The organism is Variovorax sp. V35, from assembly GCF_041154465.1.
GTDB lineage: Bacteria > Pseudomonadota > Gammaproteobacteria > Burkholderiales > Burkholderiaceae_C > Variovorax > Variovorax boronicumulans.
The window spans coordinates 5,784,280-5,805,314 of sequence record NZ_AP028666.1 but is presented as its reverse complement, the minus strand read 5'-3'; the positions used below and the strand labels follow the sequence as shown (position 1 = coordinate 5,805,314).

The 21,035-nt window shown below is 70.2% G+C and carries 17 protein-coding genes; 12 read left to right on the top strand and 5 right to left on the bottom strand.

Going from position 1 to position 21,035, the window contains the following annotated elements; genetic code table 11:
* Window positions 1-531, bottom strand: coding sequence for a spore coat U domain-containing protein (locus ACAM42_RS26690; RefSeq protein ID WP_070062075.1), 531 nt, complete (start codon window positions 529-531; stop codon window positions 1-3).
* A gap of 398 nt (window positions 532-929) precedes the next feature.
* Here ACAM42_RS26690 and ACAM42_RS26685 point away from each other — a divergent pair, with 398 nt between their 5' ends.
* On the top strand, window positions 930-1,619 hold the full coding sequence (locus tag ACAM42_RS26685; protein WP_062477265.1) for an EAL domain-containing protein: 690 nt from the start codon (window positions 930-932) through the stop codon (window positions 1,617-1,619).
* Between the two features lie 27 nt (window positions 1,620-1,646).
* Here ACAM42_RS26685 and ACAM42_RS26680 read toward each other — a convergent pair whose 3' ends face one another.
* The 3 genes from ACAM42_RS26680 to ACAM42_RS26670 form a co-directional block, all read right to left on the bottom strand.
* Window positions 1,647-3,545 carry a GspE/PulE family protein gene (locus tag ACAM42_RS26680; protein WP_369629934.1) on the bottom strand — a complete coding sequence of 633 codons (1,899 nt, stop codon included), beginning with the start codon at window positions 3,543-3,545 and terminating at the stop codon, window positions 1,647-1,649.
* Between the two features lie 46 nt (window positions 3,546-3,591).
* Window positions 3,592-6,315, bottom strand: a complete 2,724-nt coding sequence (locus tag ACAM42_RS26675; protein ID WP_369629933.1) for a diguanylate cyclase — start codon at window positions 6,313-6,315, stop codon at window positions 3,592-3,594.
* A gap of 194 nt (window positions 6,316-6,509) precedes the next feature.
* On the bottom strand, window positions 6,510-6,857 hold the full coding sequence (locus ACAM42_RS26670) for an STN domain-containing protein (protein WP_062477274.1): 348 nt from the start codon (window positions 6,855-6,857) through the stop codon (window positions 6,510-6,512).
* A gap of 313 nt (window positions 6,858-7,170) precedes the next feature.
* Here ACAM42_RS26670 and ACAM42_RS26665 point away from each other — a divergent pair, with 313 nt between their 5' ends.
* From ACAM42_RS26665 to ACAM42_RS26615, 11 genes are all read left to right on the top strand, one after another.
* Window positions 7,171-7,743 carry an RNA polymerase sigma factor gene (locus tag ACAM42_RS26665; RefSeq protein WP_223301388.1) on the top strand — a complete coding sequence of 191 codons (573 nt, stop codon included), beginning with the start codon at window positions 7,171-7,173 and terminating at the stop codon, window positions 7,741-7,743.
* Window positions 7,740-8,744, top strand: a complete 1,005-nt coding sequence (locus ACAM42_RS26660) for a FecR domain-containing protein (RefSeq protein ID WP_095746602.1) — start codon at window positions 7,740-7,742, stop codon at window positions 8,742-8,744. Before ACAM42_RS26665 ends, ACAM42_RS26660 begins: the two co-directional genes overlap by 4 nt.
* Before the next feature lie 71 nt (window positions 8,745-8,815).
* Window positions 8,816-11,314 (top strand): TonB-dependent receptor, encoded by a 2,499-nt coding sequence (locus ACAM42_RS26655; protein WP_369629932.1) that lies wholly within the window; start codon window positions 8,816-8,818, stop codon window positions 11,312-11,314.
* A 1-nt stretch (window position 11,315) separates the two neighbouring features.
* Window positions 11,316-12,707, top strand: a complete 1,392-nt coding sequence (locus ACAM42_RS26650) for an MFS transporter (protein WP_369629931.1) — start codon at window positions 11,316-11,318, stop codon at window positions 12,705-12,707.
* 51 nt (window positions 12,708-12,758) lie between these two features.
* Complete coding sequence (locus ACAM42_RS26645) at window positions 12,759-14,432, top strand: serine hydrolase domain-containing protein (RefSeq protein WP_369629930.1); 1,674 nt, start codon at window positions 12,759-12,761, stop codon at window positions 14,430-14,432.
* Window positions 14,429-16,795 carry an alpha/beta fold hydrolase gene (locus ACAM42_RS26640; RefSeq protein WP_369629929.1) on the top strand — a complete coding sequence of 789 codons (2,367 nt, stop codon included), beginning with the start codon at window positions 14,429-14,431 and terminating at the stop codon, window positions 16,793-16,795. The genes ACAM42_RS26645 and ACAM42_RS26640 overlap by 4 nt, the downstream gene beginning before the upstream one ends.
* A complete protein-coding gene (locus ACAM42_RS26635; protein WP_369629928.1) occupies window positions 16,792-17,955 on the top strand; it encodes an alanine racemase in 1,164 nt (387 codons plus the stop codon). The genes ACAM42_RS26640 and ACAM42_RS26635 overlap by 4 nt, the downstream gene beginning before the upstream one ends.
* Before the next feature lie 30 nt (window positions 17,956-17,985).
* Window positions 17,986-18,852 carry a MotA/TolQ/ExbB proton channel family protein gene (locus ACAM42_RS26630; RefSeq protein ID WP_369629927.1) on the top strand — a complete coding sequence of 289 codons (867 nt, stop codon included), beginning with the start codon at window positions 17,986-17,988 and terminating at the stop codon, window positions 18,850-18,852.
* A 22-nt stretch (window positions 18,853-18,874) separates the two neighbouring features.
* The gene (locus tag ACAM42_RS26625; protein WP_139702541.1) at window positions 18,875-19,303 is read left to right on the top strand and encodes a biopolymer transporter ExbD; all 429 of its coding nucleotides are present in this window, start codon (window positions 18,875-18,877) and stop codon (window positions 19,301-19,303) included.
* 28 nt (window positions 19,304-19,331) lie between these two features.
* The gene (locus ACAM42_RS26620) at window positions 19,332-19,769 is read left to right on the top strand and encodes a biopolymer transporter ExbD (protein WP_070062085.1); all 438 of its coding nucleotides are present in this window, start codon (window positions 19,332-19,334) and stop codon (window positions 19,767-19,769) included.
* The gene (locus ACAM42_RS26615) at window positions 19,766-20,422 is read left to right on the top strand and encodes an energy transducer TonB (RefSeq protein ID WP_369629926.1); all 657 of its coding nucleotides are present in this window, start codon (window positions 19,766-19,768) and stop codon (window positions 20,420-20,422) included. The genes ACAM42_RS26620 and ACAM42_RS26615 overlap by 4 nt, the downstream gene beginning before the upstream one ends.
* A gap of 24 nt (window positions 20,423-20,446) precedes the next feature.
* Here ACAM42_RS26615 and ACAM42_RS26610 read toward each other — a convergent pair whose 3' ends face one another.
* A complete protein-coding gene (locus ACAM42_RS26610) occupies window positions 20,447-20,914 on the bottom strand; it encodes a response regulator transcription factor (protein WP_369629925.1) in 468 nt (155 codons plus the stop codon).
* Between the last annotated feature and the right edge of the window lie 121 nt (window positions 20,915-21,035).

Sequence of the window (21,035 nt, the reverse complement as noted above, 5' to 3'; positions counted from 1 at the left end):
TCAATAGGTCAGCGAGACCGTGATCGTGTCCGTGTAGTCGATGGCCGGCGCCGCGGTGTACTGCCCCGTGGGAATCAGGCCGTAGATCGTCTGCGTCTGGGGCGTCCCGTTGCCGACGTAGCCGGTGCCGGCGACGCTGTTGTCCCAGTTGGTCTGGTGCGCGCTGTCCTTGAAGAGGCCGTAGCCCAGCGTGTTGTTGCCGGCGGCCGCCGTGGGGCTGGTCATCAGGCGGTTCGTGATCGTCGCGCCCGAGCCGCCGCCCGCGCTCAGGCCGAGCGAGTAGGGCGTGCCGAAGGTGCAGGTCACGTTGAGGCTGGTGGTGCCGGCCAGCGCGGTGGCTGACGCCGGGTCGTACGGCCCGAACGCCAGCGTGGCCGGCGTGGTCATGAGGCAGGCCTTGAGCACCGTGGCCGTGACCTGGAAGGTCGTGGTCGTCGTGACCGCCTGCGCGGGCAGCAATGTCAACAAGGCACCGACGGGCAGCACGGTACGGGCCAGTGTGCGAAGGAGGGAGCGAGGCTGGTGGCGCATCGGACGGGACCTTTCATCGGTGACTGGAAACCCAGGAACGACAGTGAAAACCCACCCACCGTTTCCAGTAGTGGGCGCCCCCTTTCTAACCAATCTCTCCCCGATGGGACATAGGACGCAGCCCTGTCGTCGACAGCTTGCTACAGATTTTTTCGAGGCCGGGAGAGCTCATGAGTGATTTCGGTCTACAGCCTGGGCCGGGCCTAGGTCGGATGTCTTCATGGGGCGCGACCTCTTGTCGCAGGGGGGTGGTGCGTGCGGTGTATAGAACCGTTTACATTTACGCTCTTGGGAGTCGCCATCCAACGCCATTGCAACCTTGCCCGCGAGGTCCATCCAACGTGATCGCCGAAATACATGCTGATGCCGCGCCTGCTGGCCTCGCCTCGGGGTTCACCATGGCGTTCCAGCCCATCGTGGACCTGGGCCGGCACGAGATCTATGCGCACGAGGCGCTGGTGCGCGGCCTCTCGGGCGAAGGCGCCGCCGAGGTGCTGGGGCGCGTCGATCCGGTCGACCGCTTCGCCTTCCACGAAGCCTGCCGCGTCAAGGCCATCGAGATCGCCTCGCGCCTGGGCATGAAGTCGCGCCTGAGCCTCAACGTCATGCCCAACGACGTCGCGGGGCAGGCCGAGTGCTTCCGCACCGCCATGGCCGCCGCCAAGCGTTGCAAGTTCCCGGTGCGCCAGCTGATGTTCGAGATCACCGAGGGCGAGCGCGTGCGCGACCTGCACGGCCTGGCCGACACCTTCCGCGCCTTCAAGCGCCACGGCTTCACCTCGGCCATCGACGATTTCGGCGCCGCCTACGCGGGCTTCGAGCTGCTGGCCGCGTTCCAGCCCGACGTGGTGAAGATCGACCTGAGCCTGATCCGCGGCATCCATGCCGACCCGGTGCGGCTGACCATCGTGCGGGGCTTCGTCGCCACCTGCGACGAGCTGCGCATCCGCGTGATCGCCGAAGGCGTGGAGGCGCCCGAAGAGGTGCGCGCCTTGCGCGAGATCGGCGTGGAGCTGTTCCAGGGCTACCTGTTCGCACGGCCGGCCATTGCCACGCTGCCGGCGGTGGCGTGGGACGCCGCCGCCTGAGCCTTCCCTGACCTCTGACCTTGTGCGTCAGACGTTGCTGGTCGCGCGCACTTCCTCGAGCGTGGTCCGGCCGGCCAGCACCTTCTCGATGCCGTCCTGACGCAGCGTGCGCATGCCCTCGCGCATCGCGGCGTCCTGCAGTTCCTCGGCGCGCGCGCCGCCCTGCACCAGCCGGCGCAGTTCCCTCGACATCACCATGAGTTCGTGGATGCCCACGCGGCCCCGGAAGCCGGTGTCGTTGCAGTGCTTGCAGCCGGTGCTCGTGTAGGTCTGCAGCTGGCCGTCGCGCCCGTGGCGCTGCACCCACTCGGCGCGCACGGCGTCGCGCGCGGCCGGCGTGTCCTGCGCGCCGAAGGCGTGCATGTAGTCGGCCAGCAGCTCCTCGACCGCCTCGCTCGTGGCCGGGCGGCTTTGCACGCACTGCGGGCACAGGCAGCGCACCAGCCGCTGCGCCAGCACGGCCAGCAGCGAGTCGGCGAAGTTGAACGGGTCCATGCCCATGTCGAGCAGGCGCGTCACGGTTTCGGGCGCGCTGTTGGTGTGCAGCGTCGACAGCACGAGGTGGCCGGTGAGCGAGGCCTCGATGGCGGTCCTGGCGGTCTCGGCGTCGCGGATCTCGCCGACCATGATCACGTCGGGGTCGGCGCGCACGAAGGCGCGCAGCGCCTTGGCAAAGGTCCAGTCGATGCGCGGGTTGACCTGCACCTGGCGCAGGCCCGGCTGCGTGATCTCGATCGGGTCTTCGGCGGTCCAGATCTTGCGCTCGGGCGTGTTGATGCGCATGAGCGCCGAGTGCAGCGTGGTGGTCTTGCCCGAGCCCGTCGGGCCCACGCACAGCACCATGCCGTAGGGCCGGTCGACCGCCTGCGAAAACTGCGCCAGGTTGCGCTCGGACAGGCCCAGCGCATCGAGCGCGATGGGCTTGGCCGAGGCCAGGATGCGCATCACCACGTCTTCCAGGCCGTTGTTGGTCGGGATGGTGGCCACGCGCAGCTCGATGCGGTGCTGCGGCGAGTACTTCGAGAAGTTGATCTTGCCGTCCTGCGGCTTGCGCTTTTCGCTGATGTCCAGGTCGCACATGATCTTCACGCGCGCCACCACCGCATTGCGGTAGCTGGGCGGCAGCTCCAGGTAGGTGTAGAGCCGGCCGTCGCGGCGAAAGCGGATGCGCGTCTTCTCTTGACCCGGGTCGCTCTCGATGTGGATGTCGGAGGCGCCCTCGCGGTGCGCTTCGAGGATCATGCTGTTGATCATGCGCACCAGCGAGTTGTCCGACTGCTCCACGGGCGGCTCGCCGGCGGCGGGCGCGGCGGCCGATTCTTCCTTCTCGAGCGTCTTCAGCAGCGTGCTGGTGCCCGTCATGTCGAACTCGAGCGGACGCATCGGGTCGTTCATGTCGACCACCGGGCGCTCGGCCGCCACCTGGCCGACCTTCTCGTAGGCCTTGTGCAGCACGCCGTCCAGGTCCAGGCACTGGCCCAGCACGGGGAGCACCTTCATCTGCGCGATGAACTCCACTTCGTCGATCACCGCGTGCCGGTTGACCGGATCGTCGAGCGCCAGCACCAGGCGCCCGCCGTGCAGCATGAGCGGCATCACCTGCAGGCGCCGCGCGGCCTCGTGGCCCACCTTGCGCAGCGCGTCGGCCGCGGCCGGGAACACATGCAGGTTCACCAGCGGGTAGCCCATCTTGCGCACCAGCGCGGTCTGCAGCTGGCCGCGGCTCACGACGCCCATGCGCACCAGCGTCTCGCCCAGCGGCACCGTGGGCTCGCGCTGCTGCTGCTGGAGCGCTGCGTCGAGTTGCGCCTGCGTGACCATGCCCAGCGACATCAGCGCCTGGCCGATGCGCGCGATCGGCATGCGGCTTTGCAGGTCGAGCTCCTGCACGAGCTGTTCGGGCATGACGACTTCGGTGGCTGCCATGGATCGATCTCCTGGTGGTTGTGGGGGCGCGGCGGGTGTGCCGACGCTAACGGTAAAACGCGAAACGGTTGCGGCCCTGCGACTTGGCCGCGTAGAGCGCCGTGTCCGCCCGCGCGAGCAGTTCGCCGGCACCGACGGTGGCATCGACCGTCTCGACGAACACGATGCCGATGCTGGTGGTGACGTCCAGCCGCCGGCCTTCCACGGGGAACGCCGGCGCCGCGATCTGCGAGACGATCTTGTGCGCCACGCCCGCCACGGCGTCCTGCGAGTGCACGTTCTCCAGCACGATCACGAACTCGTCGCCGGCCAGGCGCACCACGGTGTCGGTCTCGCGCACGCTGGCGCGCAGGCGGCGCGCGTACTCGGCCAGCACGCCATCGCCGGTGGAATGGCCGAGCGTGTCGTTGATGGCCTTGAAGTGGTCGATGTCCAGGAACATCAGCGCCATGCCGCCTTCGGCGCGGCGCACGCGCGACATCGCCGCGGGCAGCTGCTCGTTGAAGGCCAGGCGGTTCGGCAGGCCGGTCAGCACGTCCATGCGCGCCAGCTCGATGAGCTTGCGCTCGGCCTCCTTCAGCGCCGTGACGTTGAAGGTCATGAGGTAGAAGCCCGCCGTGTGGCCCGCCAGGTCCTTGTCGGGAATCAGGTTCACCTGGAAGTGCGCCTCCCGGTCATCGATCGGCACCTGCACCGGGTACTGCGTGGCCCTGCCGGCGAGCACCGTGGGCAGGTGGGGCGTGTGCTGCACGTACACCGCTTCGCCCACGGCCGAGCGCAGCGTCACGCCGTCCAGCGGCGCGCGCTCGTCCAGGCCCGCCATGCGCCGCGCGCGGCTGTTGCCGTACAGGCAGTTCTCGTCGCGGTCGAAGTAGGCGACCAGCGCGGGGATGTTGTCGGTCACGTCGCGCAGGCGCTTTTCCTGCTGCGTGAGGGCGCGGCGGATGTTCACTTCGTCGGTGATGTCGAAGGTCATCGCGAACACGCCGTGCACCATGCCCTCGGCGTCCTGGTCGGGAATGTAGTGGGCCTTGAAGGTGCGGTCGCCGATGCCCAGCGCCGCGTCGCCGGCCTTCTCGACGATCACCGTCTCGCCCGCCAGCGCGCGCTCCATGTGGGGCCGCACCACCGCGAAATCGGCCGCGCCCCGCACCGCCGGCATCCACTGGCCGACCAGCGGCTGGCCGTGGTGCAGCGCGCGCACCTTGGCATTGACGAAGGTGTAGTACAGCGCGGCGTCGACGTGCGAGACCAGCGCGGGAATGTTGTCGGCGATGGTGCGGATCTGCGCCTCGCTGTGCGCCAGCTCGAGCTCGATGTGCTTGCGCTGCGTGATGTCGAAGGTCATCGCGTAGTAGCCGCACACCCGCCCCTGCGCGTCGAGCTCGGGGATGAAGTCGGTCTGGAAGAAGTGCTCTTCCTCGTCGCGGTGCGCGGCGCCGCGACGCTCGAAGGACACGGCCTCGCCGGCCAGCACGCGCCGCAGGTTGTGCTCGAGCGTCGGGTCGTCGTGCAGGCCGCTCATGCTCTGCACGGGCTGGCCCACCAGCTCCTCGGCGCTGTAGCCCAGCTCCTCGCACAGCCGCGCATTCACGAAGGTGTAGCGGCCCTGCGCGTCGGCGTGCGAGATCATGGCCGGCAGGTTGTCGGTGATGTCGCGCAGGAACTTCTCGCTGGCCTGGTGCTGCTGCATGAGCCGGTCGAAGGTGCGCGAGAGGTCGCCGATCTCGTCGTCCGGGTAGGTGCGCGCCACGGCCGTTTGCGCGGGCGCCGCGTGGGCGTCGAGCATGTGGCGGTGCAGCCCGGTGAGCGGGCGCAGCTGCTGGCGCACCACGGCCAGCGCGAGCGCGCCGGCCAGCAGCGCCAGCACGATGGCGCCGATCCACGCGGTGCGCTCGATGGCGTCGATGCGGGCAAAGGCCTCGTGGCGCGGGTACATCGAGCCCATGATCCAGTCGGCCTGGCGGATGCGCTTGAAGGCGTACAGGCCGGGCACGCCCGCATGGTTCACGCCTTCGATGGTGCCTTCGAAGCCGCCGATCGCGCGGTCCAGGTCGGGCGCGTCGTCGGCCATGGCCATGTTGGCCTGCTTGAGCACGCGGTCGGCCAGCGGGTGGTCGATCACGATGCCGTCGGCGGTGGTGATGAACACGTAGCCCGTCTGGCCGAAGCGCACGTCGGCCAGTTCGCCCAGGATGTTGCGGTCCTTCAGGTTGATGGAGCCCGAGATCACGAACAGCACCCGGCCGGCCGCATCGAGCACCGGCTCGGTGATGGCGACCTGCGCCAGGCCGTTGAGCCGGTTGCGGTAAGGCTCGGAGATCACGCCCGTGCGCGCGGCGACCGTGTCCTTGAAGTACGCGCGGTCCTTCACGTTCACCTTGCCGATCTGTCGCGCGCCGTTCAGGTTGGCGACCAGCTCGCCGTCCGTGTCCAGGAAGGCGACGTTGTCGAACGCCGCCCGCAGGGACTGGTGCTTCTCGAGAAAGGCCTGCAGCGGCGCGGCGTTCGTGATGCCGTGCGAGCCCACGCTCTCGGCGATCGTCTTCAGCAGGATGCGCCGGCTGGCGAACTTCTGCTCCACCGCGCTCGCGATGGCCGACAGCCGCGCGAACTCCTCGTTGGCGATCGAGGCCTGCATGCGGCTCTTGACCAGGTGCAGCGCCACCGTGGCGATGACGAAGGTGGTGGCCAGCACGACGGCCGCAACGCCGACGCTGAGGCGCGTGTTCAGGCTGATGCGGCGTTTCGCGGTCGCGAAGAGTTTCATGGGCGTCGTGCGGGCGGTGCAGCGAAGCGGCGGGGACCACCGGCCGGGCCGGCCAGGGGGGCACGGCACACACCCTTCGCGCGTTGCGCAGCTAGTGTGTCAGAAAGTGCGAGAAATGCGCGCCATTGCGGTGCATCTCGCGGGGTTCCTGGGGGCCGGAGTGTTGCGCAGGTGCGCGAGGGAAACCAATCGTATTACTCGACGCGCGGCGGCGGCTCCGATCGGGCGGCCGCGGGCGAGCGGGCCGGCGCGATGAGCACCATCGCGCCGTCCTGTCCGCGCCGCACGCGCAGGCGCGTGCCGTCGAGCAGGCGCTCCAGCGCCGCGTCGGCGGCGATCTTTCCCCTGATGCCCCGGGTCGAGAGGTCCTTGACGTCTTCCATCTTGTAGATGAGCTGCACGCCCGACTGCGCGATGTAGGCGTCGAGCGCGGGCCGCAGCTCGCCGCCCTTCACGTCGAACTCCCGCGCGTGGGCGCAGGCCAGCCCCGTCGCCAGCAGGCCGGCGGCGGCCACGAGGGCAAGGCGGGGGCGGGTGAGCAAGAGGGCAAGGAAGGTGGGGGGCTGCCTCCGGATTCGAATCATGTCGGTCTGTTTTCCGCGAATTGGTTTTTCTTCTGCCCCCGGTGAGACGAGTTCGAGCGCACTTTCCGGTAACGGGGCAAGGGGGAAAAGCCCTCGGGCCCGGCCTTCTAGAATTTCCGGGTCCGCCGCCGGGCATGGGAATTCAAGGAAATTTCGCCGGCGGGCCTTCGCGCGTTACCGGAAATCTTCGGGCCGTTCGTCTCACTGTCTGTCGCCAATCCCGGCGACCTGCCGCTTTGTGTGTCGGCCCTTCAATTTCCAGGAGCGCTTCGTGGTTCTCAGTGACTTGGATGCCTGGTTCGTCAGCGAGGTGCTGCCGATGGAAGCCGCGCTCACGCGCTTCCTTCGCCGCAACTGGCGCGACGACGCCGAAGTGCCCGACCTGCGGCAGGACGTCTACGTGCGCATTTACGAGTCCGCCTCCAGATCCATGCCCGACCAGGTCAAGCCTTTCGTTTTTGCCACCGCGCGCAACCTGCTGATCGACCGCGCCCGGCGCGCGCAGATCGTTTCCATCGAGATCATTGCCGACCTCGACGCGCTCGATTTCTCGGCCGACGAGCTCACGCCCGAACGCCATGCCGCCGGCCGCGGCGAGCTGCGGCTGCTGCAGACGGCGCTCGACGCGCTGCCCTCCAAGTGCCGCCGCGTGGTCGAGATGCGCAAGATCGACGGGCTCTCGCAGCGCGAGGTCGCCACGCAACTGGGCATCACCGAGGACACGGTCGAGCGGCAGGTCTCGCGCGGCGTGCGCGCCCTGGCCGACGCCCTGCTGTCGGGCGGCGTGCAGCTGGACACCAAGGCCTTCGGGCGAGCGCAGAACGAGCGGAGGCTCTCACCATGAGCGAAGCGCAGCGCATCGAATCGTTGGCCGCCGACTGGCTGGCCCGCCGCGACAGCGGCGACTGGACCGACACCGACCAGCAGCAGCTGGACGCCTGGATCGCCGCCTCCATCGCCCACCGCGTGGCGTGGCTGCGGCTGTCCAGCGCGTGGGAGCGCGGCGACCGGCTGGGCGCGCTGCGCACGCCGGCGGTTCCCATTCCCCTGCCCACGCCGGCTCCGGCACCTGCACCGCAGGCCGCACGGCCCGCTCAACGTCTGTCGCGCTTCTCGCTGCAACGCATCGCCGCCGGCGTGCTCGTGGCCGCCGCCGGCACAGCCTGGCTCGGCTGGCAGTACACGCAGGAAGAACGCGGCCAGCACTACGCCACAGCCGTGGGTGCGCGCCAGTCGGTCGCGTTGTCCGACGGCTCGAAACTCACGCTGAACACCGCCACGCAGGTGCGCACGGCCGTGAACGACAGCGGGCGCAAGGTGTGGCTGGACGCGGGCGAGGCCTACTTCGACATCGCGCACGACAAGAACCATCCCTTCGTGGTCATCGCCGGCGACCGCCGCATCACCGTGCTGGGCACGCGCTTTCTCGTGCGGCGCCAGGGCGAGCAGGTGAACGTGACGGTGGAGGAAGGGCGCGTGCAGATCGCCGCGGCCAAGCCCGATGCCCGAAGCGCAGAGCCCACCGTGCTCACGCGCAACCAGGCCGCGGTCACGCATGCCGACAACGTGCTCGTGATGTCCAAGGCACCCAAGCAGGTCGACGACGAACTCAGCTGGCGCGAAGGAAAGCTCGTGTTCGACCAGACCACGCTGGGCGACGCGGCCGCGCAGTTCAACCGCTACAACCTGCGCAAGCTGGTGATCGCCGACCCGGTCATCGCGCAGGTGCGCATCGGCGGCAGCTTCGATGCGAACAACATGAGCGGCTTCGTGGGGCTTCTCAAGCAGGGCTTCGGCCTTGCCGCGCATGAGAGCGGCAACGAAATCAGAATTTCGAATCCGTAAATTACCGGAATGTGACGGGGCATTCGTCTCAGTGGGTACCCAAACAAATAACCACGCTGGAGACACACACAATGAATCGCACCGCGCCCCGCACCGGCCTGCCGCCCCAGAAGAAGAAGCGAACGTACGGCGCGCTGCGCCCCTGGGTCATCGGCGGCGCGTGGGCGCTGGCCAGCGGCATGGCCGCGCACGCACAGACGCAGACCCCGCCGCAGGGCTTCGACGTGAGCGGCGGCGATCTCAAGACCGCGCTCGACGCCTACATCGCGCAGGGTGGCGTGCAGCTGCTCTACAAGGTCGACGACGTGAAGGGCGTGGCCACGCGCGGCGTGAAGGGCGCGCTGTCGCCGCAGGACGCGCTGGCGCGGCTGCTCGAAGGCACGCCGCTGCAGACGCGCCGCGGTGACGACGGCGCCATCGTGATCTACACGGCCGCCGCTGCTGCCAAGCCGCAGGCCGACGAGGCACCGCAGTCGCTCGACAGCGTCACCATCACCGCCACGCGCCGCCGCGAGCCGGTGCGCGAGATCCCGATGCAGGTCAACGTGATGAAGGCGCAGGCGCTGGAGCGCGCGGGCGCCAAGAACCTGGCCGACTACGTGGCCGAGCAGCCGGGCGTGAACCTCACCAGCAGCGGCAGCGTGGGCGGCACGCTCACCATGCGCGGGCTGACCACCGGCCCGGTGCAGGGCATCGCGACCGTGGGCGTGTACGTGGACGACGTGGCCACCGGCATGAGCTCGGCCGGCGCGAGCGGTGGCAACACGCCGCTGGACATGGGCATGCTCGACCTGAGCCACATCGAGGTGCTGCGCGGCCCGCAGGGCACGCTGTACGGCGCGGGCGCCATGAGCGGCGTGCTCAAGTACGTGACCAACCAGCCCGACACCATGGAGTTCGCGGGCTCGGTGAAGCTGGGCACCTCGTGGACGCAGGGCGGCGGTCCGGGCTTCACGACCGGCGCGGTGCTCAACGTGCCGCTCAAGGAAGACGTGGCGGCCGTGCGCTTCGCTGCCTTCACCGACCAGTTCGGCGGCAGCTACGACGCCACGGGCCTGGCGCGCGGGCGCAACATCGACCGCGGCCACACCGACGGCGGCCGGGTCTCGCTGCTGCTCACGCCCACGCGCGAACTCACGGTGCGCCTCACGGGCACCGTGCAGGACGTGCATCGCAAGGGCCTGGGCTTCGAGGACATGGACCAGCGCACGCTGCGCCCCTGGACGCGGGAGCGCACGCGCCAGCTGTCGGCCAACGAGTCGTACAGCAACCTCACGCAGCTGTTCGGGCTGGACGTGGAATACGACTTCGGCTGGGCCCGCCTGAATTCGATCACCTCCGCGCAGGACGTGAAGATCAACAACACCGTCGACGTCACCGGCCGCTACGGGCCGCTGCTGAGCGCGCTGCGCCTGCCGGTGGCCTCGGTGCCGGTGAACAGCGCCGTGGAGCAGCACCGCGTCAGCCAGGAGTTCCGCCTGACCTCGCGCTCGGGCACCACCATCGAGTGGCTGGCGGGCCTGTACCTGAACCGCGAACGCGGCAGCAACAACGGCGTCATGGACGCCAACCTGATCGGGGGCCGCAGCCTCGGCCTGCTGACCTCGACGCAGTCCTCGCGCTACCGCGAGGAGGCGGCCTACGGCGACGTCACCTGGAACGTGACGCCCAAGTTCTCGCTCACCGGCGGCGTGCGCCTGGCGCGCAACAACCAGAAGTACGCCAGCCGCCAGACCGGCCAGCTCGTCGGGTCGGTCGCCGCCAGTGCCGCCGGCACCTCGTCGGAAAGCCCGACCACCTACCTGGCTGCGGCCAAGTACACGCTGTCGGACACGAGCACCATGTACTTCCGCGCGGCCAGCGGCTACCGCCCCGGCGGTCCCAATGTGCTCAAGGCCGACACCGACCGCAACGTGGTGCAGCCGATGTACAACTCCGACTCGCTGTGGAGCTACGAGCTGGGCTACAAGGCCGACCTGCTGGACCGCACGCTGTCGCTGGAGGCGGCGCTGTACGACATCGAGTGGACCGGCGTGCAGCAGCCCACGCGCAGCGGCGCCTTCGTGTTCGTCACCAACGCGGGCGCGGCCCGCATCAAGGGCAGCGAGGTCACGCTCAACTGGAAGCCCAGCAAGGAATGGCGCTTCACCGCCAATGCCGCGGCCGTCGATGCGCGCCTGACCGAGGATGCCAAGGGCCTGGGCGCCAAGGCCGGCGCGCGCCTGCCGCACACGCCGCGCTTTGCCGCCACGCTGGGCGTGACGCGCAACTTCAGCCTGGCCGACCACCCGGCCTACGTCGGCATCAGCGCGCGCTACACCGGAAAGCGCGATGCGGGCTACCGCGGCAGCACGGTCATTCCGAGCATCAACATGCCGGCCTACACGCTGGTCGACCTGCAGGCGGGCATCGACTTCAAGCGCTTCAGCGTCTCGGCCTACGTGCGCAACCTGACGAACAAGCGCGGCATCGTGTCGATCGAAACCGGACTCAACGCGAACCCGAACCTGGTGACCGCGGCGCTCGTGCCCGCGCGCACCATCGGCGTGAACGTCAACGTTCCGTTCTGACATGTCGGGCCTCCCACCGTTCGCGGCACCGATGCCGCTGGATGCGGCCGCCCCTGCGGCCCTGGAAACGACCCGCAAGGCGCCCACCAGCGCCTGGTATGCGCTGGCGGTGCTCATCATCGCGACGGTGCTGGGCTCGATCGACAAGGTCATCCTCACGCTGCTGACGGAGCCGATCCGCCAGACGCTGTCGCTCTCTGACACGCAGCTCGGGCTGCTGCAGGGCGCGGGCATCGTGCTGTTCACCGGCATCGCCACCTTGCCGCTGGGCTGGCTCAGCGACCGCTACGACCGGCGCGTGGTGCTCGCGGCCTGCGTGGTGCTGTGGAGCGCCGCCACCGCCATGCGCGGCACGGCCATGGACTACGGCGTGCTGTTCGTCGCCTCGGTCGGCCTGGGCGTGGGCGAGGCGGGCCTCACGCCCATCACCAACAGCATGATCCCCGACCTGTTCCCGCGGGCGCAGCGGGTGCTGGCGAATGCGGTGTTCGCGCTGTCGGCCATCTTCGGCAGTGCGCTGGGCGCGCTGCTGGGCGGCACCATCGTGCACCTCACCGACGACCTGCGGCCCTGGCTGCCGGTCGCGATGCAGCAGCTCGAAGCCTGGCGCCTGACCTTCTTCGTGCTGGCCAGCGCCGGCATTCCGGTGACGCTGCTGGTGTTGTCGATCCGGCGCACGCCGCGCGGCGGCGTACAGGAAGTCAAGGCCAAGCCCGGGGCACCGGCCGCCGACGCGCCGGGCGCCACGACCCTGCGCCAGCACCTGCGCCGGCACTGGCGCACCTTCGTGGGCCTGGTGGTCGGCGTGGGCCTGACCAGCGTGGGCCTGAGCTCGCTGGGCACCTGGCTGCCGATCCTCACGGCGCGCACCTACGGCGTCACGCCGGTGCAGATGGGGCAGGGCATGGGCCTGGCCTTCCTGTGCGGCACGGTGGCCGGCGGCCTGCTGGGCGTGCTGTCGATGCGCTACGTGCAGCCGCGCATGGGGCCGGCCGCGGCGCTGCGCCTGATCATGCTGGGCAATCTCTCGGCGGCGCTGATGTCGACGCTGCTGCTGTTCACGAGTTCGGCCAACCACAACTTCGCGCTGCTGGGCCTCTTGGTGGTGCCGCTCATCGGCAGCGCGGTGCTGCTGCCCAACGTGCTGCAGGACGCGGCGCCGCCGCACCTGCGCGCCCGCACCATCGCCATGCTCACGCTGGCCAGCCTGCCCTTCGGCGTGGTGGGTCCGCTGGTGGTGGGCATGTTGTCGGACGCCCTCAAGTCGATGCCCAACGGGCTGGCGGTGTCCATCGTCGTGACCACGCTGGTCGGCGGCAGCCTGGGCGCCATGGTGCTGCGCGCCGCCGAAGGCCCGTTCGTTCGCCTGATGCGCGAAGCGAAGCCGAACTGAGCCTGCCGCGTCGAGATCCCGCTCCCCCCTTTCATCGTTCGTTGTTCCTCCATGTCACAACCACACCCTTCAGCCTCTCTTCCTGACACCGCCTCCGCACTGGCCGCCATCGACGCGCTGGTGGCGCCCCTGAACCGCAGCGATGCGCCCGGCCTGGTGCTGGCCGTCGCACAGCATGGCCGCCTGCTGTACCGCCGCGCCGTCGGCATGGCCAGCCTGGAGATGGGCGTGGCCCTCACGCCGACCACGCGCATGCGCATCGCCTCCACCAGCAAGCACTTCACGGCGATGGCCGTGCTGCTGCTGGCCGAAGACGGCCTGCTCGACGTGGAAGACCCGGTGCAGAAATACCTGCCCGAGCTGCCGCAGCTCAGCGCCAACGGCCCCACGCTGCGCCACCTGCTCACGCACACCAGCGGCTGGCGCGGCCACGACGAGCTGTGGGCCATCGCGCACGGCCTCACGTTCACGCTGCCCGGCCCGGGCCTGCCCGCCATGGCGCGCCAGAGCGAGCTGAACTTCGAGCCCGGCACGCACATGGTCTACAGCAACGGCGGCTACTTCCTGCTGGCCAAGATCGTCGAGCGCGTGAGCGGCAAGAGCTTCAACGACTTCCTGAAGGCGCGCCTGTTCGACCCGCTGGGCATGGCCGACACCTCGTCGGTGGTGACCGACCTGGACGTGGTCCCCGGCATGGCCGGCCTGTACATGCCCGCGCCCGGCGGCGGCTGGCGCCGCGGCCTGTACCCGTGCGAACTCGACGGCGGCGGCTCGCTGGTGTCGACGGCGGACGACATGCTGCGCTGGCTCGCCCACATGCACGGCAGCGAGAAGATCGTGGGCAGCGCGAAGAGCTGGGCGCTGCTGTCGGCGCCGACCACGCTGTCGTCGGGCTCCCAGGTGAACTACGGCTTCGGCCTGGCGCGCCACCCGTACCGCGGCGTCGAGATCGTGCACCACGCGGGCGCCGTGCTCGGCGCGCAGTCGCAGATGATCAGCGTGCCCAGCCACGGGCTGGACATCATCGCCATGGTGAACGGCGCGCCCGTGTCGCCGTCGGCGTTGGCCCTCAAGGTGATCGAGCTGCTGCTGGGCGACGCGCTCGCGCCGCCCGAGGTGCGCCCGCTGGCCAGCGCCTTCCCCGCGCTGCCCGGCCAGCGCTACCACGCCCCCTCCACGGGCGGCCTGCTGGGCTTTGCGGACGTGGCCGGCAAGCTGGCGCTGTCGTGGCAGGCCGGCGAGGCCAGGCCCCTGAACCAGGGCGACGGCACGCTGTGGCTGGGCCTGCAGGACCTGCCGACGAACGACCTCGTGATCGACACCGCCGACATCGACCCGCAACGCGCACCCGATGCCTTCGTGCTGCACGAAGGCGGCCAGCCGCGCCGCTTCGAGCGCCTGCCCGAGACCGCGCCCGATGCCGCCTCGCTCGCCGACGAACTGTGCGGCGACTACATCAGCCCCGACCTCGACGCCACCGCGCGGATGGTGTTGGTGGACGGCCGGTTGCAGCTCACGGTGCAGGGCCGCCACGGCCAGCACGCGTGCGTGCTGACGCCGCTGTCGGCCGATGTGGCCACGCTCGCCTCGGTTGACCCGGTGCTGGCCCAGCTGGGCAAATCGGTTCTCAACGTGGAGCGCAAGGGCGGCCGGGTCGTGGGACTGCTGTTTGCCACGACGCGCTCGCGAAACATCCACCTTGCCCGCCAGGAGCCCCGCGCATGAAGTTCTTCACCACCCTGTTCGCCACCGAAACCAACACCTTCGTCTCGGCCCCCACCGGCCTGGGCAGCTACGAGGAATACGGCATCTTCCGCGGCGACGCCAGCACGCGCGACGCGACCGGCTACGGCCTGTACGCGGTGGAAGTGCGCCGGCAGCTCGCCGCCGAAGGCCATGAAACGGTCGAGAGCCTGCTGGCCTTCGCGCAGCCGCTGGGGCGCACCGTGCGCAGCGTGTACGAGCGCCTGCGCGACGAGATCCTGGACGACCTGCGCAAGGCCGGCCCGGTCGACGGCGTGATCCTCGTGCTGCACGGCGCGATGGTGGCCGACGGCTACGACGACTGCGAAGGCGACGTGATCACGCGCGTGCGCGAGATCGTCGGGCCGAACGTGCCCATCGGCGTCTCGCTCGACCTGCACTGCCACTTCACGCAGAAGATGCTGAACACGGCCGACGCGATCATTTGCTACAAGGAATATCCGCACACCGATGCGTTCGAGCGCCTGACCGAGCTGATCCGCATCGTGGTCGACACCGCGCAGGGCCGCGTGAAGCCCGTGACGGCCGTGCACGACTGCCGCATGGTCGGCAAGTGGCACACCACGCGCGAGCCGATGGCTGGCTTCGTGCGCCGCATGCAGGACGCCGAAAAGCTGCCGGGCGTGCTCTCGGTGTCGCTGGGCCATGGCTTCCCCTGGGCCGACGTGCCCGAGTCGGGCGCCAAGCTCTGGGTGGTGACCGACAACGACCCCGCGCTGGCCGCGAAGCTCGCCGAAGAACTCGGCCGCGGCTTCTGGGACCTGCGCCACGAGACCGGCGTGCCCTCGCTCTCGATCGAGGAGACGCTCGCCAAGGCCATGGCCGTGCAGGGCGGCCCCGTCGTCATCGCCGACACCGCCGACAACCCTGGCGGCGGCGCCACCAGCGACAGCACCTTCATGCTGCGCGCCGTGGTCGAGCGCGGCATCGGCGACGTGGCCTTCGGCGGCGTGTGGGACCTGGGCGCGGTGCAGCTGTGCCGCGACGCGGGCGTGGGCGCGAGCTTCGAGCTGCGCCTGGGCGGCAAGTGCGGCCCGGCCTCGGGCGACCCGATCGACCTGCACGTGACCGTGATGAACGTGGTGGAGGCGCATTCGCAGGGCGGCCTGTCGGGCGTGCGCACGCCCATGGGCCCGTGCGTGTGGGTGCAGGCCGCCGACGGCGTGGACATCGTGCTCATCAGCAAGCGCAACCAGGTCATCGGCGCCGACCTCTTCACGGGCCTGGGCATCGACCTCACGGCCAAGAAGCTGGTCATCGTGAAGTCGGCGCAGCACTTCCACGCGGAGTTCGGGCCCCTGGCCAAGTCGGTGCTGTACGTGTCGACGCCGGCCTCGCTGAGCACCGACTTCGCCAACCTGCCGTACCGCGTGCGCGACCTGGACTACTGGCCGCGCGTGGAGCAACCCGGTCGCCCGTACCACATGGCCGCGCCCGGCGAGCTGTACACCATCGACGGCCGCGCCATGCACCTGCAGCGCAGCGGCCCCGTGCCGGCCAGCGCCGCGCAGCCCACGCTCGTGATCGAAGCCGGCGGCGGCTGCGCCTCGCCGACCTACGCGCGCCTGCAGCAGGCGCTGGCGGCCAAGCACCCGGTGATCAGCTACGACCGCGCCGGCATGGGCTGGAGCGAAGCCGACGACGCACCCTTCGACGGCGAGCGCACCGCGCACCGCCTGCATGCGTTGCTCGCAGCGGCCGGCGTGACGGGACCGATCGTGCTCGTCGGCCATTCGCTCGGCGGCCTGCTGAACCGCGTCTACGCGGGCCTGTACCCGCAACAGGTCGCAGGCGTGGTGATGCTCGACGCCAGCCACCCCGACCAGTTCGCGATGTACGAGCATCCGCCCGAATCGCAGTTCGCGGCCGAGCGCGTCAAGCGCGCGGACTTCCAGGCCGGCGGCCCGCCGCCGCCGGAGCAGGCGCCCATCGAGGCCCTGTTCGCCGACATGCCGCAGGTGCTGCGCCAGATGAAGGCGACCTACACGCCCGAAGCGCTCGACACCATGGTGGCCGAGGTGCGCGGCCTGCCGCACGTCGCGCGCCAGGCGGCCGCGTCGCCCGACTTCGGCTCGCGTCCGCTGGCCGTGCTGTGGGCGAAGCAGCAGCCGCTGCCGGCCGGTGCCGACCCCGCGATCGCCGCGGTGCAGCAGCGCTGGCCCGAGTTCCAGGAAGCGCATGCGGCGCTGTCGACGCAACGCCGCCTGGCCTGCATCGAAGGCGCCGCGCACATGACGCTGGTGCTGCTGGCGCCGCTGGTTCAGCGCGTGGCCGAGGAAATCGACGCCGTGATGGCGCAGGTCGCCTCCGGAACCGGCCGATGACGCCCCTGGCCGAACTCACCACGCCCGCGCTGCTGCTCGATGTCGGCGTGCTCGAACGCAACTGCGAGGCGATGGCGCAGCGCGCGGCGCGCCACGGCGTGGCGCTGCGCCCGCACCTGAAGACCGCCAAGTCGGCCGAAGTGGCGCGGCGCGCCACGCGCGGGCAGGCCGGCGGGCTCACGGTGTCGACCGTGGCCGAGGCCGCCTACTTCGCGCGCCACGGCTTCACCGACCTGACCTACGCCGTGGGCATCGACGCGAACAAGATCGAGGCGCTGCACGACATCCAGCGCACGCACGGCGCGCGCGTGACGCTGCTGGCCGATTCGGTCGAGGCGGTGCAGGCGGCCGGTGCCCGCGCGCGGGCGCTGGGTGCGAGCTTTCGCGTGCTGCTGGAGATCGACACGGGCGGCGGCCGCGGCGGGGTCGGCCCGCGCGACGACGGCCTGCTCTCGCTCGCGCGCGAGGTGCAGCGCAGCGAGTCGCTGGCGCTGGCCGGCGTGCTCACACATGCGGGCCACAGCTACCACGTGCAGGGCGGCACGGCGATCCGCGCCATCGCCGAGGCCGAACGCGCCGGCGCCGTGCATGCGGCCGAGCGGCTGCGCGCGGTCGGCATCCCGGTCGAGGTGGTGAGCGTGGGCTCCACGCCCACGGCCGTGTGCGCGCAGTCGCTCGAAGGCGTCACCGAGATGCGCCCCGGCGTCTACACCTTCTTCGACCTGGACCAGGCGGCGCGCGGCATCTGCGGCGTGGACGAGATCGCGCTGTCGGTGCTGGCCACCGTGATCGGCCACAACCCGCGCTCGCGCCGCGTGCTGATCGATGCCGGCGCGCTCGCGCTGTCGAAGGACCAGTCGGCGGCCGAGTTCCGCGCCGGCCTGGGCTTCGGGCTGGTGTGCCGGGCCGACGGCACGGTGCCGCTGCCCGGCCTGTGCGTGGCCGAACTGCATCAGGAGCACGGGCTGATCGCCTGTGAAGGCGACGACGACGCACAGGCCATGTTCCGCGCGCTGCCCCTGGGCGCCCGCGTGCGCGTGCTGCCGCACCACGCCTGCATGACGGCCGCGCCCTACGACCGCTACCACGTGGTGGACGGCGCGGGCAGCGGCGTGCAGGCGGTCTGGGACAAGGCGCACGGCTGGCAGACCGGCGCCTGAAGCCAATCAATTTTTCTGGAGAAGACAACGATGACGAAGACATTCCTTGCACGGCTGACGGCCGTGGCCGCGCCCTTTGTTCTGGCCCTCGGCCTGGGCAGCGCGCCGCAACTCGCAGGCGCCCAGACGCCGCCGGCGCCGCAAGCCGCGGCCAGCGCGGCTGCTGCCGCGCCGGCGCCCGTGGCGGTGCCCGAAAAGCCTGCCGCCCCGGTTGCCGCACCGACCGCCACAGCCAAGGTCGACAACCCCTACGGCGTGGGCGCGCTCTGGTCGCAGAGCGATGCCGTCGCCAAGGCCGTGCTCGCCATCCTGGCGATCATGTCGATGGGCAGCTGGTACGTGATCGTCACCAAGCTGCTCGAGCAGATGCGCATGGGCCGCCAGGCGCGCGCGGTCGACAACGAGTTCTGGAACGCGGGCACCGTGCAGGCCGGCACCGCGCGGTTGGCCGAGGGCAGCCCGTTCCGCTTCATCGCCGACGCCGGCATGCAGGCCACGCAGAAGCACGACGGCCTGCGCGGCAAGGTCGACTTCGCCGACTTCGTCGACCTGTGCATCCACCGCGCCACCGAGCGCGTGCAGCGGCGCCTGGGCAACGGCATGTCGCTGCTGGCCACCGTGGGCTCCACCGCGCCCTTCGTCGGCCTGTTCGGCACCGTCTGGGGCATCTACCACGCGCTCACCGCCATCGGCGTGGCGGGGCAGGCGTCGATCGACAAGGTGGCGGGCCCGGTGGGCGAGGCGCTCATCATGACCGCCATCGGCCTGGCCGTGGCCGTGCCCGCGGTGCTGGGCTACAACTGGCTCCTGCGCCGCAACATCACCGTGATGGACGACGTGCGCGAGTTCAGCGGCGAGCTGCACTCCGTGATCCTGGCCGGCAGCGCCGCGGCCTGATGCGCGCCCAGCGGACTGCGCCATGGCGATGAACATCCCGGCCTCCGGGGGAGACGAGGAACAGGCCATCGCGGCCATCAACACCACGCCGCTGGTCGACGTGATGCTGGTGCTGCTGATCATCTTCCTCATCACCATCCCGGTGGTCAATTACTCGGTGCCCGTCGCGGTGCCGAAGGAGCGCAACGAGGTGCGCGAGAGCAAGCCCGAGACCGTCGTGATCTCGGTGGACGCCGCCGGCCGCACCTACTGGTACGACACGCCGGTGCAGGGCACGCCCGCGCTGGTGGCGCGGCTCACCAAGGTGGCGGCCCTGAACCCGCAGCCCGAGGTGCACATCCGCGGCGACTGGCATTCCGACTACGAGCCGGTGGGCCGGATCATCTACGCCTGCCAGGCGGCCGGGATCGCCAAGGTGGGCTTCATCACCGAGCCGCCCGCGCGCAACTGAGACGAGCAGACAGCGAGACAAGCAAGCCATGCCAAGAAAACAGAAGCAGGGGCGGCGCAGCAGCACGCCTTCCGACGAGCCGATGATGGACATCAACACCACGCCGCTCATCGACGTGATGCTGGTGCTGCTGATCATGCTGATCATCACCATCCCGATCCAGCTGCATTCGGTGAACCTGAACATGCCCACGGGCAACCCGCCGCCCAGCGAGCTCAAGCCCGAGGTGCTGCGCATCGACATCGACGCGCTCAGCGTCGTGCAGTGGAACGGCGAACCGCTGGCCGACCGCACGGAGATGGAGCGGCGCTTCGAGCAGGTCGCCGCGCAGGCCGTGCAGCCCGAGGTGCACCTGCGCCCCGACCGCCGCGCCAAGTACGAAGTGGTGGCCGGCGTGATGGCCTCGGCGCAGCGCACGGGCGTGAGCAAGCTGGGCATCGTGGGCGCGGAGCAGTTCATCCCATGAAGCGCTCCCGCAAGGACTTCAACCCGAAATCACGCTTCGGGCCCGTGGGCATCGCCGTGATGGTGCTGTTCCACGTCGGCGTGGGCTATGCGCTCGTGTCGGGGCTGGCGCGGCAGACGGTCGAGCTGATCAAGAAGCCGATGGACGCGACCATCATCAGCGAGATCAAGCCGCCGCCACCCCCGCCACCGCCGCCCCCGCCGCCGAAGAAGATCGTGCGCCAGGAAACGCCCAAGGCCCCGCCGCCGCCACGCCCGGCCTACGTGCCGCCGCCGGCCGTGACACCGCCCGTCACCTCGGCGCCTGCGATCACCGCCGTGCAGAACACCGAGCCCACGCCACCGCCCCCGGCTGCACCGCCAGCGCCTCCCGCACCACCGGCCCCGCCGAAGGCGACCTCCACCGACATCGCGGTGGCCTGCCCGCGGCAGGTCAAGCCCGAGATGCCGCGCAAGGCGCTGGACGAAGGCATCGGCGGCGTGGTCAAGGCCGAGGTCCGCATCAAGGGCGGCCATGTGCAGGAAGTGCGCTTCCTGTCGGGGCCGCGCGTGTACCACTCGGCCGTGCGCGCCGCGGTGATGCGCTACGAATGCCAGACCACGGGCGACGCCGAAGTGCTGGCGACGCAGGAGTTCGTCTTCCGCATCGAGTAGGGGGAAGGCACCGATCCCTCTTCTTCAGACAGATCGGCCCATGGCGAGCGCGCGCATCACGGCGGCCGTGCGCGTCTCTACGCCCAGCTTCACGTAGACATGCTCCAGGTGCTTGTGCACGGTGCGGGGGCTGATCGTCAGCAGCGCGGCGATCTCGGCATCGGTCTTGCCCTGCGAGAGCCAGTGCATGACATCGCCCTCGCGCGGCGTGAGGCCGGCGGTCTGCGCATCCGGCAACGGCGCCGGTGTGCGGCAGGCCAGCCGGTACAGGAAGGCCACCGCCATCGCATGTTCCAGCCCCACGCGCCGGCAGTAGTCGGCCTGCTGCGCGGCGCGGCGCAATTCGCGCCGGCCCGGCGCCTTGGCGATGCGGCGGGTGGTGCGCGTGGGATGCGCGTCGGCGCTGCGATGCCGCACGGGCACATGGCCGGACTCCAGTTTGTCCAGCAGGCGAAGTGCGCTCGCCCAATCGTTGCGCGACAGGTGCGTCATGGCATGCCCTTTCACGGTGCATACGCATTGCTGCGTATGGTGCCCGCACGCATCGAGAGACAGGATGCTCGCAGGCCCTTTGCCTCGAATTCAGTATAGGCAGGCAGCGGGCGCGCCAGTC

Excerpts from the sequence above, each read along its gene's own strand:
- ACAM42_RS26630 (WP_369629927.1), top strand. The coding sequence starts at position 17,986 with ATGACGAAGACATTCCTTGCACGGCTGACGGCCGTGGCCGCGCCCTTT.
- ACAM42_RS26635 (WP_369629928.1), top strand. The coding sequence starts at position 16,792 with ATGACGCCCCTGGCCGAACTCACCACGCCCGCGCTGCTGCTCGATGTC.
- ACAM42_RS26660 (WP_095746602.1), top strand. The coding sequence starts at position 7,740 with ATGAGCGAAGCGCAGCGCATCGAATCGTTGGCCGCCGACTGGCTGGCC.
- ACAM42_RS26610 (WP_369629925.1), bottom strand. The coding sequence starts at position 20,914 with ATGACGCACCTGTCGCGCAACGATTGGGCGAGCGCACTTCGCCTGCTG.
- ACAM42_RS26625 (WP_139702541.1), top strand. The coding sequence starts at position 18,875 with ATGGCGATGAACATCCCGGCCTCCGGGGGAGACGAGGAACAGGCCATC.
- ACAM42_RS26645 (WP_369629930.1), top strand. The coding sequence starts at position 12,759 with ATGTCACAACCACACCCTTCAGCCTCTCTTCCTGACACCGCCTCCGCA.
- ACAM42_RS26615 (WP_369629926.1), top strand. The coding sequence starts at position 19,766 with ATGAAGCGCTCCCGCAAGGACTTCAACCCGAAATCACGCTTCGGGCCC.
- ACAM42_RS26620 (WP_070062085.1), top strand. The coding sequence starts at position 19,332 with ATGCCAAGAAAACAGAAGCAGGGGCGGCGCAGCAGCACGCCTTCCGAC.
- ACAM42_RS26675 (WP_369629933.1), bottom strand. The coding sequence starts at position 6,315 with ATGAAACTCTTCGCGACCGCGAAACGCCGCATCAGCCTGAACACGCGC.
- ACAM42_RS26680 (WP_369629934.1), bottom strand. The coding sequence starts at position 3,545 with ATGGCAGCCACCGAAGTCGTCATGCCCGAACAGCTCGTGCAGGAGCTC.
- ACAM42_RS26650 (WP_369629931.1), top strand. The coding sequence starts at position 11,316 with ATGTCGGGCCTCCCACCGTTCGCGGCACCGATGCCGCTGGATGCGGCC.
- ACAM42_RS26690 (WP_070062075.1), bottom strand. The coding sequence starts at position 531 with ATGCGCCACCAGCCTCGCTCCCTCCTTCGCACACTGGCCCGTACCGTG.
- ACAM42_RS26655 (WP_369629932.1), top strand. The coding sequence starts at position 8,816 with ATGAATCGCACCGCGCCCCGCACCGGCCTGCCGCCCCAGAAGAAGAAG.
- ACAM42_RS26640 (WP_369629929.1), top strand. The coding sequence starts at position 14,429 with ATGAAGTTCTTCACCACCCTGTTCGCCACCGAAACCAACACCTTCGTC.
- ACAM42_RS26685 (WP_062477265.1), top strand. The coding sequence starts at position 930 with ATGGCGTTCCAGCCCATCGTGGACCTGGGCCGGCACGAGATCTATGCG.